The organism is Pantoea stewartii (assembly GCF_011044475.1).
Taxonomy (GTDB): Bacteria; Pseudomonadota; Gammaproteobacteria; order Enterobacterales; family Enterobacteriaceae; genus Pantoea; species Pantoea stewartii.
In genome coordinates this window covers 3,874,597-3,886,690 of sequence record NZ_CP049115.1, presented here as the reverse complement: position 1 = coordinate 3,886,690, position 12,094 = coordinate 3,874,597, and the positions used below count along the sequence as shown (strand labels likewise).

The window sequence follows — 12,094 nt, the reverse complement described above, 5'->3', positions numbered from 1 at the left end:
GGTGCGTCATAATCGTTTTATAGTTAAATATGAGTTGTGCCTTATTGCATTTCTTAGCGCCGTGAAATGTCGTTTACCTATTATTAATTTGGCATATGCATAAAGCCTAACCTTACGAAATGGCGTGTTCAGGACGGAACGCCGCTGATGGTTCTGAAGGAATTGGGAGGATGGGAGAAGCTGGAGATGGTTAACAAATACGCCCATCTGAGCGGTGAACATTTGAGCAAATTCAGCGGGGTTGTCACATTTCTGGCACAGAAGGAAAATGACGAGAGCACATCTGGCAGGACATCTCTCGTAAGTTGATGTTTTGAAGTGAAAATTAATAAACCCTGAACCGCCCTGTTAACATGAACATCGGAGAAACAGTCCGATGTTCAAAGTAAACAGATCAGGCGCCCACTTTTTCCAGCGGCGCCTGAGGGTTTTTGCTGATAAACATCGCGTCGCCGTAGCTGAAGAAACGGTATTCTTCTGCCACCGCAGCGCGATAAGCAGCCATGGTGTGCTGGTAACCGGCGAAGGCCGAGACCAGCATAATCAGGGTTGATTCCGGCAAATGGAAGTTGGTGATTAATGCATCGATCACCTGGTACTCGTAGCCCGGATAGATAAAAATTTGGGTATCGTCGAAGAACGGCGCAATCAGGGCATCCTGACTGGCTTTGGCGGCGCTTTCCAGCGAACGTACCGAGGTGGTGCCAACGGCGACCACTTTATTCCCCCGCGCCTTACAGGCCAGCACCGCGTCTACCACATCCTGCGGGACTTCAGCATACTCCGCGTGCATGTGGTGATCTTCAATCGTCTCGACGCGCACCGGTTGGAAGGTGCCCGCCCCAACGTGCAACGTGACAAAGGCCATTTCCACGCCTTTATCTTTGAGCGCCTGCAACAGTGGCTCATCAAAATGCAGCCCCGCCGTGGGCGCGGCGACGGCACCGGGTCGGGCGCTGTAAACCGTTTGATAAAGCTCACGATCCGCCTCTTCATCCGGGCGGTCAATGTACGGCGGCAGCGGCATATGGCCGACGCGGTTAAGAATGTCCAGTACGTCACGGTCATCGTCAAAGGCGATCTCGAACAACGCATCGTGCCGCGCCACCATAGTGGCTTTCACGCTCTCGTCGTCACCCAGCAGCAGCGCTGCGCCAGGCTTCGGCGCTTTCGATGCGCGAACATGCGCCAGCACGCGCTTGTCATCAAGCATGCGCTCGACCAGCATCTCAATTTTGCCGCCGCTTGCCTTGCGTCCGAACACCCTGGCCGGGATAACGCGCGTGTTGTTAAACACCAGCAGATCTCCGGGCTGGAGCTTATCCAGCACATCCGTAAACACGCCGTGAGTGAGCGCGCCGGTTGGGCCATCCAGCGACAGCAGGCGGCAACCACTTCGTTGCGCCTGGGGATAATGGGCGATAAGAGATTCAGGCAAATCAAAAGCAAAATCGGCGACACGCATGACAGACTTCTTACTCAGAAAAACAGGCGGCACAGTTTAGCGGAAAACCGAACAATTCTGAACAACTGGCTGCGTAAACGGAGTTGCGCTTATAATGCCGCATGAATTTTCTTGCGCATCTTCACTTAGCCCATCTTGCCAACAGCTCTTTGCTGGGCAATCTGATGGCCGATTTCGTTCGCGGCGCGCCGCACCAACACTGGCCTGAACCGGTGGCCGACGGCATTCTGATGCATCGTCGCCTGGACGTAATGACCGATGCCCTGCCGGAAGTGCGCGCGGCACGCCAGCTTTTCCGGGCAGAGACCTATCGCGTCGCCCCCATCACGCTGGATGTAATCTGGGACCATTTTCTGGCGCGCCACTGGGATCGCGTTCATCCGTCACAAACGCTGCAAGCGTTTACGGCCCGTGCCGAGCGCGAAATCGTCCCGCAACTGGCCGCCACGCCCGAGGAATTTAAAGAACTGAATGCGGTGATGTGGCGAGAACGCTGGTTCGAACACTACGCCGATCCCCTGCGCCTTGAACGCGTGCTGAATGGCATGGCCCGACGTCGGCCAAGGCTGGCGGCACTCAGCGACTCTTACCAGGACTTCACCGCCCATTATCCGGCCTTTGAAGCCTGTTTCTTTCAGTTTTATCCCCGCCTGATGCAGTTGGCCGCCAGCCGGCAGCTGTGATTCACCCTCTTTATCAGGTAAGACGCGGCTTACCTGATAACGCTGAAAAAGCACGCAAACAGTACACCGACGATATTGCCATTACTGGCGCACTACGGCTTAATAAGCCTTGCTTAACTATGCTTTGCGCTACTCTCACTGTCAGACCGCCTGTTCAGGCGCTTCCTGTATTCGATGTGTTTTAAAATCATAAGAGGGAAACATGTCATCCGCTTCACATTCTGAAATTGACGCGCGCTATCGCTACGCCTGCGAAATCGCCCGTGCCGCCGCAAGCCGCGCCTTGTCATGGTATCAACAGCGTCAAAAACTGGTGGTGGAACATAAAAGGGACCTTCAGGACGTGGTCAGTGAAGCTGACCGTAACGTTGAAGAATTAATTAAATCACTGATTGCAGAACGCTATCCCGAGGATGCGGTATTAGGTGAAGAGAGCGGTGGAGAAACAGGCGAGGCCCGCATTTTATGGGTCATCGATCCGATTGATGGCACCGCCTGCTTCGTCAATGGTCTGCATAACTGGTGCGTTTCGCTGGCCATCGTCTGCGAAGGTGAACCGGTGGTGGGCGTGGTTTGCGATCCCAATCATCAGGAGCTGTTTCACGCCCGCAAAGGCCAGGGCGCCTGGCTTAATGAGACCCGGCTTGAGGTTCATCAGGCCCGTCACCTCAACGAAGGGCTGTTGGGCATCAGTAATTCCAGCCGGGTGCCGGGAGAAAAGGTTACGCAGCTTATCGATGCGCTACTCAAACAAGGCGGGATGTTCATTCGCATCGGCTCCGGTGCCTTAACCAGCGCCTGGGCCGCTGCCGGTCGCCTGATTGGCTATTACGAAGCCCATATGCATCCCTGGGACAGCCTGCCGGGCATCGTGTTAATGCGGGAAGCGGGCGGCGTCACCAATGACTATATGCGCAATGATGGCCTGAAAAACGGCAATCCCGTTTTGCTGGCGAATGCCGTAATCTATCCACAGATTAAAGCCCTTCTCGCGCCCCAGGAACTGGAGGATGAATAATGTCTGCCTGTAGCCCCCTGCGCGTAGTCGCGCTCTGTGCGTTATGGTTCGCGGCGGGGTCGCTTTACGCGGCGCCAGAATACCAGTTAGAGAAAGTGGTCGAACTCAGCCGACACGGGGTGCGCCCGCCGACGCCGGGCAACCGCCAGGAGACCGAGGCAGCAACCGGACAGCCCTGGCCCCGGTGGAGTACAGCGGACGGCGAGCTGACGGGCCATGGCTACAGTGCGGTGGTGAATAAAGCGCGCTGGGAAGGCGATCACTATCGCCAGTTGGGATTACTTCCCGCGGGTTGTCCGGACGCGACAGCACTCTACGTACGCGCCAGCCCTCTTCAGCGAACGCGCGCCACTGCCGAAGCGTTGGTGGATGGCGCATTTCCCGGCTGCGGCGTGGCGGTGCATACCGTCACGGGCGACGTCGATCCGCTTTTTCAGACGGAAAAACTGCCCTTTGCCCGCATCGATCCGCAGCGAGAGATGGAAGAAAAGCGGCGTGTGGCGGGCGATTTAGCACAGCGACAGCAGCAGCTCCAGCCCGCCATTCAGGCGCTTAAACAGGCGGTCTGTGCGGCTAATCGCACGTGCCCGTTTTTTGATCGCCCCTGGCAGTTAAAGCAGACCAAAAGCGGCAGCGTCTATGTTGAAGGCTTAAGCACGCTGGCCGCCATGGTCGAGACGTTGCGCCTGGGCTACAGCGAAAACTTACCGTTCGCGAGGCTGGCGTGGGGCCACATCACTTCCGCTCAACAGATCACCGCCCTGCTCCCCCTGCTGACGGCCAGTTATGATCTCAGCAATGATGTGCTCTATATGGCGCAACGTCGTGGCTCGCTTCTGTTACAGCGGATGCTCGACGCCATTCAGGGGAACGATCCCGATGTACGATGGGTACTGCTGGTGGCTCATGACACGAATATCGCGATGGTTCGTCGCCTGATGGGATTTGAATGGCAACTGCCGGGGTATACGCGCGGTAATATTCCGCCGGGAAGCAGCCTGGTGATGGAGCGCTGGCGGGATACGCAAAGCAATCAGCGCTACCTGCGCGTCTATTTTCAGGCACAAAGTCTGGACGGGCTACGTCAGTTACAACCCATTAATGACCGTCATCCTTTGTTGCGTCAGGAGTGGCAGCAAGCCGGCTGCCATATCACCGACGTGGGTACACTGTGCCCGTTACAGGATGCGATTGCCGCGTTGGGTCAACAGCTGGACCGCAGCGCGATCGTTCCGGAATCCCTTATATTACCCGCGCAGAACGCATTAGCGCCCGTGTCGGGTTAACGGTGGGCTTTCTCTTATTTTTCGGCAACTTATTTAACGACGTACGCTTTTGCATTAGCATCGTTTCGTCAATCATCCCTCTGTTTGTTTCATTTGCTATGTGACGTTTTCGGCGAATCCTTTCGCCGATTTTATTTCGTCTTGTCAGTCGCCTTCGCGGCCGGGAATCAGGACGGCTTGCGCACCAGCTTATAACCCAGCAGCAACAGCACAATCCACACCATGCCCACGTAAAGTGAGATGCGCGTATCCGGAAAGTAGCCGATCAGGCCGATGATAAAGCATAAAAAGGCTACGCCGAAACCGGCTGTCCAGCTTCCGCCCGGGAGGGCAAATGTCAGCTGACGGGCTGCCGCTTTACCAATTTTGCGGCGAAACGCAATCTGGGACAGCAGAATCATAATCCAGACCCAGACGGTGGCAAAGGTGGCCAGAGAGGCAATGACCAGGAACACTTTCTCGGGCATCAGGTAGTTGAGCCAGACCGCAATCAGCATGGCAAACATCATAACTACTACCGTGACCCACGGAATCCCGCGTGCTGACACCTTCATAAACACTTTAGGCGCATGGCCCTGCTGCGCCATACCGTGCAGCATACGCCCGACACCGAACACATCGCTGTTAATCGCGGACAGGGAGGCCGTCAGTACCACAAAGTTGAGGATAGAAGCGGCAGCGGCAATACCCAGATGCTGGAAGGTCAGCACAAACGGGCTACCGTTGGTGCCCACCTGATTCCATGGATAGAGGGACATGATGACAAACAGCGTACCAACGTAAAACACCAGAATACGCATCGGCACGGAATTAATGGCGCGTGGGATGGAGGTCGCCGGATCCTTAGCTTCACCGGCCGTGATGCCAATAATTTCTATCCCGCCGTAAGCAAACATCACCATCTGAAGTGACAGCAGCATGCCAACGATCCCGTGGGCAAAAAAGCCGCCGTTGGTCCACAGGTTGTGAATGCCGGTCGGCTGGCCACCGTTACCGATGCCCCAGATGATCATGCCAAATCCGGCCAGAATCATCACAATAATGGTGGCGACTTTGAAGAAGGAGAACCAGAACTCCACTTCGCCGAACACCTTCACGCTCATCAGATTGACCGCACCGATGATCAGCACGACGCTCAGTACCCAGATCCAGTGCGGCACCTCCGGGAACCAGACACCCATATAAATACCAAATGCCGTGACGTCGGCGATGGCCACAATCAGAATTTCAAAGCAGTACGTCCAGCCGGTGATATACCCAGCCATTTGTCCAAGATAATCCTGCGCGTAACGAGAAAACGAGCTGGCCTGGGGATTATTAACGGACATTTCTCCCAGCGCGCGCATGATAATGTACGCCACCGCGCCGCCGATAATATAGGCGAGCAGAACGCTCGGTCCTGCCATCCTGATGGCGTCCGCCGAGCCATAAAACAGCCCGGTGCCAATCGCCGATCCCAGCGCCATAAAACGGATGTGGCGCGTGCTCAGTCCGCGTTTGAGCTTGTTGGTTTCTTGCATAACAACCTGTACCTGTGAAATGAAAAAACCACGGGCAAGCCCGTGGTTAAAGAAGAATCAATCTTAGCCGTTACGAGTGAACTGTCACCTGTTCCGGCCCTTTTAACCGATCAACCAACGCCACAAGCAGCAACATCACCAGTGAGGGCGGCAACCAGGCAAGCCCCTGGTCGGCTAATGGCAGATGCTGGCTGAATGCGGGTAACGCCTCTTTAAACCCGGTGGTTTTGATTGCGTCAAGGATACCAAACAGCAGGCTGACAAGCATAGTCGGAGCAATGATTCGGCTGCTTTTGTTCCAGATATTCTGGGTAAAACTCAGCACAACCAATACGATGCACGGCGGATAAATGGCGGTCAGCACCGGAATCGAGATCTGGATCAGATGACTCAGCCCCAGGTTGGAAACCACCATGGAGAACAGCCCCAGCACAAACACCAGTGTTTTGTATGACAACGGCAGATACTGGGCAAAAAACTCGGCGCAGGCACAGGTCAGGCCCACGGCTGTCACCATACAGGCAATAAAAATCAGCGCGGCAAGGAAGAAGCTGCCCATATCGCCAAAGGTGTGCTGTACGTAGGCATGCAGAATCGCGGCGCCGTTAGCATTTTGATCGACCAGCGCCCCGCTTCCTGCGCCCAGTTTAAACAGGCTCAGGTAGACCAGCGTCAGCCCTACACCCGCGATAATACCCGCCAGTACCGTATAACGGGTTAACAGTGCCGCGTTATCAATACCGCGTGAACGGGCCGCATTCACAATCACAATCCCGAATACCAGGGCACCCAGCGTATCCATCGTGAGATAGCCGTTCACGAAACCGCTGGAAAACGCAGCGCGCTGGTAGTCGGCGGTGGCCGGAATGGTGCCGCCTGCCGGCCACAGCAGGGCGGCAACGCCGAGCAGCGTCAGGGCGGCAATTTTCAGCGGTGCCAGAATATGCCCGACCGTATCCAGCAGTTTGCCGGGATAGAGCGAAATGCCCATCACCAGCACAAAGTAGATCAGGCTGTAGATGAACAACGGCAATGCACCGTCGCCGGTGATCGGCGCGATCCCGACTTCAAACGACACCGTGGCGGTGCGCGGCGTGGCAAAGAGTGGCCCCACCGCCAGATAGCAGACAGTGGCCAGAACCACCCCGGCAATTTTACCAATCGGTGTACTCAGCGCGTCAATCCCGCCGCCGACGCGCGCCAGCGCAATGACGGTGATGACGGGTAATCCTACAGCGGTAAGCAGAAACCCTAAAGCGGCCACCCAGACATGTTCGCCTGACTGAATACCGACCATAGGAGGAAAGATAATGTTACCCGCACCAACAAACAGGGCAAACGTCATAAGGCCCAGCGCGAGAATGTCTTTAACGGTTAAACGATGTGTCATACGGCCTGTCACTGATGTTGCGATGAAAGATAAGTTTGCGTTGCCCCCTCGCTGCGCCATGACAACGGCTGATCAGACCACAGCAGCGCATTATGCGCAGCGTCCGGTTTAGCGCAGGTGATTTGAGCTGCTTTTTTTCTGTTCACAGAGGGATAAATCGACAACGGCCGTAAGTAAAACGTTTATAGCGAAGAAAGGCAATACGAGATCGGAAAACCAGAGGCTTATTTCGTGATTTAAGTCAAAATTAGTGGATCACATCAATATTAGCAGCAAGCACATCAGATGATGTGCCTTAATAATAAACAGGCCATGGGAAATACCAGCGTGCTGACGTCTTTTTATGCACAAGTGGCGCATACATTGCGCCACACTGCGCACTTTTGACGCTTACCAGACCTGATTCGCCACATCCACAACCAGACGAATCTTCTGCCACTGTTCCGCTTCGGTCAGGCTGTTCCCCTCTTCCGTTGAGGCAAAGCCACACTGTGGACTAAGGCAGATCTGGTCAAGGCTGAGGTACTGCGTCGCCTCCTGTAAACGTGCTTTTACCTGATCCACGTCTTCGAGTTCGCCGACTTTGGTGGTAATTAAACCAAGCACCGCTTGCTGATGACCCGGCCGGATAAAACGCAGCGGTTCGAAACCGCCGGAACGGTGGTTATCATATTCCAGGAAAAACGCATCGACATTAACAGTGCCAAACAGGATTTCGGCCACAGGTTCATAGCCGCCTTCTGAAATCCAGGTCGAACGGAAATTGCCGCGGCAGACATGCAGACCGACGGTCAGATCGGCCGGTTTATCCTCCAGCGCTTTATTCAGCACGCGGGCGTAGGTTCGGGCCAGCTGCTCGGGATCGTCACCGCGCTCGCGGATCTCACGCTTTTGCTCGTCCGAGCACAGGTACGCCCACACCGTATCATCCAGTTGCAGATAGCGGCAGCCTGCCGCATAAAAGGCGGCGATTGCGTCTTTGTAAGTCTGTGCCAGATCGTCAAAGTACACATCAAGATCGGGATAAACCTCCGCGTCGATCACTTTACGTCCGCCACGGAAATGCAGCACGCTGGGACTGGGAATCGTCATTTTCGCCACGGCATCCCCTGCGATGCCTTGCAAAAAGCGGAAATGATCCAGCATCGGATGCCCGTCAAACCCCAGTTTGCCGGTCACTTTGACACCGTGCGCTTTGGTCTGTACGCCGTTGAACTGAATGCCCTGATCGGCTTCAAAATGTTCCACGCCTTTCAGGCCGTAGAAAAAGTCAAAATGCCACCAGCCGCGACGGAATTCCCCATCCGTGACCACTTTGAGGCCGTTTTCACGCTGTTTTGCCACCACATCACGGATGGCTTCGTTTTCAACCTCACGCAACTCGTCAGCGCTGATTTCCCCCGCCTGGTATTTCTCGCGAGCCTGTTTGATCGCGGCAGGACGAAGAAAGCTGCCAACGGTGTCGGCACGAAACGGGGCGGTTTGTCTTTGCATGATCACTCCTTGTCACGGCCAGATAATTTCGGCCGGGAATAGTTACATAATATTATTTTAGCCCTCTGGATGGCTAAACGTCTAAATGCAGAGTGACATGCTGTTCTCTCAGCGGCAAACGAATAAAATTCACGTCGCCTGAAAAAAATTCATGTTGCATCGTCGCCGTCGGCTTTTCTGTCAGCGGCCGCAGCACAGACAGCCTGATGGGGCTTACGGGTCCGGAGGCAGGCTGTTTCACGGTGACGCTACCGGCGTCTGTTGACGGGCAGGTGGGCGTTATTCGAGCGAAGCGCGAGCCTGAGCAATCTGCGCCGCAGAGAGCGGCAAATACCCGGCCTCGCTGACGCGCTGTTGACCCTGACTGGAAAGCACCTGTCGTAAAAAGGCATCGACCAGTGGCGGTAAAGGTTTACCTGGCGCTTTATTCACATAGAGATAAAGCGGACGCGACCATGGATAGCGGCCGGTACGGATAGTCTCTGGATCCGGTGCCACCGCGTCGCCGTTTTTGGTCACCACGGGCAGCAACCTGACGCCGCTCAGATGGAAACCAAAACTGGCATAGCCGATACTGCGGGGATTACCGGCTACGGCCTGTACCACGGCGGCAGAACCGGGAAACTCGGCCACGTCATTGCGGAAATCGCCCTGACACAGCGCCTGCTGTTTGAAAAAGCCCCATGTTCCCGAGGCGGAGTTACGGCCATAGCGCTGGATGGGACGCTGCTGCCATTCTGTCTGGTGCAGTCCCAGGTCACCCCAGCGTTGTGGAACCTGATGCGCGCCGCAAAGCCGGGTGATGGAAAAAACCGCATCGAGCTGCCGCGGATCAATTTCACGCAGCGGGTTACGTTGATTGACCACCACGACCAGCGCATCCATTGCCACCGGCACGGCCAGCGGCGGATAGCCATAGCGCGCCTCAAAGGCCTGGCGCTCATCAGCCTGCATCGGACGACTCATCGCGCCCAGTTGAACGGCCCCGGCGGTCAACGCAGTGGGCGCGGTAGACGACCCCGAAGCCTGAACCTGAACGTTCACGCCAGGCGCCTGACGGCTAAAGTCATCTCCCCATAACGTCATCAGATAGCCGAGCGTGTCGGAGCCGGCGCTACTGAGATTTCCGGACAGCATGACGGGCTGCGCCTGCCCGAGGGCTGGCAACAGCGAAAAGAACACCAAAAGAAAAACGCGCATCGTTCCGGTCCGTTCACGATTGATGAACGGCATTCTCCTGCATCCCGTTACTGACAATCAACCTTGGTGCCAGGGTAAATGTAAAACAGGTTTCCTGATGCGGGATGCTGGTGATCTCCAGCCGGGCATTATGGTGACTCAACGCATGTTTGACGATAGCCAGCCCCAGCCCGCTGCCGCCGGTCGCACGTGAACGCGCTTTTTCTACACGATAAAAGCGTTCGGTCAGGCGCGGAATATGCTCAGCGGGAATACCGGGACCGTTATCGCAGACCTTAAATACCGCGCCCTGCTTGCTGCGTAACCAACTGATATCAATTCGTGTGCCGTCTGGCGTATGGTTGACCGCGTTGTAGACCAGGTTGGAGATGGCACTGCGCAATTGCTCGTCATTGCCAAACACTTTCAGATGCGGATCGGTGTGAAAATGGATTTGATGTCGCCCGCCGCTCAGCGTTTCCGCTTCATGTTGCAGCAGTTTCAACATGACCGGCACATCAACTTTTTCTTTCATATTGATGACCGGGGCCGCCTCAATACGCGACAGCGTCAGAAGCTGCTTCACCAGGCTGTCCATTCGGCGGGTTTGTTCTGACATGGTGTGCAACGCTTTGTCACGCGAACGTTGATTCATGACCGAGTCATTCATCATCTCCAGATAACCCTGAAGCACCGTCAGCGGCGTGCGAAGTTCGTGACTGACGTTGGCGAAGAAGTTGCGTCGTGCACCTTCCAGCTGGTGCATTTGCGTTACGTCGCGGGCCACCATCAACCACTGGCCTTCGCTGTAGGGCATAACACGAAATTCCATGTGATGCTGGTTATTCAGCACCAGCGTCAGCGGCTTGTCGAAATCGCGCTGACGCAGATAACGTGAAAATTCAGGATAGCGCAGCAGATTAAGGATATTTTGCCCGTTATCTTCGGGCCAGCGCAGCCCGAGGTGCTGCTGTGCCAGGCCATTGCACCAGAAGATGGTGCCCTCTTCCGTTGTCAGGATAACGGCATCCGGCAGCGACTCTGCACCACTGCGAAACCGTTTGATCAGATGACCCAGCTCACGCCGCCGACGTCGGTTGCGCAGCTGCATTTGATACAGACCGTAAAACAGCGGTTCCCAGCTTGCCTGACCGGAAGGCGGGGTCATCGTGCGATCCAGCCACAGCCAGTGCGACAGCCGCATCAGGTTATAAAAATGCCACAGTAAAATACCGACTACGCTGAGTAACAACAGCCACGGCAGATAGCCGAACAACAGGCCGAGTACCAGCGCAGGCAAACACGCCAGCACCAGTTCGGACAATAATCGCTTCCAGGAGAGGCGTTCCAGCACGATTAAAGCTCCGTTTAAAAGCGGGCAGAGAAACGATAACCTGTTCCGCGGACGGTTTGTACCATGCGATCGTGACCGGTCAGTTCCAGCGCTTTGCGCAGACGGCGAATATGCACGTCAACTGTACGATCTTCAACATAGACGTTGGTGCCCCAGACGTGATTCAGTAGCTGTTCACGGCTGTAAACACGTTCAGGATGGGTCATAAAGAAGTGGAGCAGCTTGTACTCTGTCGGCCCCATCTCCAGCGGCGTGGTTTCCGACATCACCAGGTGCGAGGAGGGATCCAGGCTCAGGCCCTGCATTTCAATTACATCTTCGACCGCCATCGGCGAAATGCGACGCATCACAGCTTTGATACGGGCCATCAGCTCTTTCGGTGAAAACGGTTTGGTAATGTAGTCGTCGGCCCCGACTTCCAGGCCACGCACGCGATCTTCCTCTTCGCCACGTGCGGTCAGCATCATGACCGGAATATCACGCGTCATCGCTTCACGTTTAAGGTGTTTGATAAACTGAATGCCGCTGCCGCCAGGTAACATCCAGTCCAGCAGGATAAGGTCAGGCCAGGGTTCAATCAGCTTACTGACGGCGCTGTCATAATCTTCTGCCTCAATCGGCTGATAATCATTTTGTTCCAGAACGAAACATAACATCTCACGGATTGGAGCTTCATCTTCCACAACTAAAATGCGCTTAGCCATT

Annotated in this window: 10 protein-coding genes and 1 pseudogene; 4 read left to right on the top strand and 7 right to left on the bottom strand. The window is 55.4% G+C overall.

The genetic code is table 11. From position 1 onward, the window contains the following. Positions 1–120 precede the first annotated feature (120 nt). Positions 121–309, top strand: a pseudogene (locus tag G5574_RS23775) (site-specific integrase); the annotation flags it as partial. Between the two features lie 85 nt (positions 310–394). Here the strand turns inward: G5574_RS23775 and queA are convergent. Further along, positions 395–1,465, bottom strand: coding sequence for a tRNA preQ1(34) S-adenosylmethionine ribosyltransferase-isomerase QueA (queA, locus tag G5574_RS18260; protein WP_006117567.1), 1,071 nt, complete (start codon positions 1,463–1,465; stop codon positions 395–397). 101 nt (positions 1,466–1,566) lie between these two features. Between queA and G5574_RS18255 the strand changes: the two genes are divergently transcribed. The 3 genes from G5574_RS18255 to G5574_RS18245 all read left to right on the top strand — a co-directional run bounded on the left by G5574_RS18255 (position 1,567) and on the right by G5574_RS18245 (position 4,452). Further along, positions 1,567–2,148: an acyl carrier protein phosphodiesterase gene (locus G5574_RS18255; protein ID WP_006117568.1), complete on the top strand. Its 582-nt coding sequence runs from the start codon at positions 1,567–1,569 to the stop codon at positions 2,146–2,148. A 202-nt stretch (positions 2,149–2,350) separates the two neighbouring features. Next, on the top strand, positions 2,351–3,166 hold the full coding sequence (locus tag G5574_RS18250) for an inositol monophosphatase family protein (protein ID WP_006117569.1): 816 nt from the start codon (positions 2,351–2,353) through the stop codon (positions 3,164–3,166). Continuing rightward, positions 3,166–4,452: a histidine-type phosphatase gene (locus tag G5574_RS18245; RefSeq protein WP_164483016.1), complete on the top strand. Its 1,287-nt coding sequence runs from the start codon at positions 3,166–3,168 to the stop codon at positions 4,450–4,452. Before G5574_RS18250 ends, G5574_RS18245 begins: the two co-directional genes overlap by 1 nt. 167 nt (positions 4,453–4,619) lie before the next feature. Here G5574_RS18245 and proY read toward each other — a convergent pair whose 3' ends face one another. The 6 genes from proY to phoB all read right to left on the bottom strand — a co-directional run bounded on the left by proY (position 4,620) and on the right by phoB (position 12,093). Beyond that, on the bottom strand, positions 4,620–5,972 hold the full coding sequence (gene proY, locus G5574_RS18240; RefSeq protein WP_164483015.1) for a proline-specific permease ProY: 1,353 nt from the start codon (positions 5,970–5,972) through the stop codon (positions 4,620–4,622). 70 nt (positions 5,973–6,042) lie between these two features. Next, complete coding sequence (brnQ, locus tag G5574_RS18235) at positions 6,043–7,362, bottom strand: branched-chain amino acid transport system II carrier protein (RefSeq protein ID WP_164483014.1); 1,320 nt, start codon at positions 7,360–7,362, stop codon at positions 6,043–6,045. 390 nt (positions 7,363–7,752) lie between these two features. Next, the gene (locus tag G5574_RS18230; RefSeq protein WP_058708271.1) at positions 7,753–8,856 is read right to left on the bottom strand and encodes a cobalamin-independent methionine synthase II family protein; all 1,104 of its coding nucleotides are present in this window, start codon (positions 8,854–8,856) and stop codon (positions 7,753–7,755) included. Positions 8,857–9,135: 279 nt separating this feature from the next. Next, positions 9,136–10,056 (bottom strand): PstS family phosphate ABC transporter substrate-binding protein, encoded by a 921-nt coding sequence (locus tag G5574_RS18225; protein ID WP_133745044.1) that lies wholly within the window; start codon positions 10,054–10,056, stop codon positions 9,136–9,138. 13 nt (positions 10,057–10,069) lie between these two features. Beyond that, entirely contained in the window at positions 10,070–11,389 is a 1,320-nt protein-coding gene (gene phoR, locus G5574_RS18220) for a phosphate regulon sensor histidine kinase PhoR (protein WP_164483013.1), read from the bottom strand. Between the two features lie 14 nt (positions 11,390–11,403). Further along, positions 11,404–12,093 (bottom strand): phosphate response regulator transcription factor PhoB, encoded by a 690-nt coding sequence (gene phoB / locus G5574_RS18215; protein ID WP_164483012.1) that lies wholly within the window; start codon positions 12,091–12,093, stop codon positions 11,404–11,406. Position 12,094: the final 1 nt, after the last annotated feature.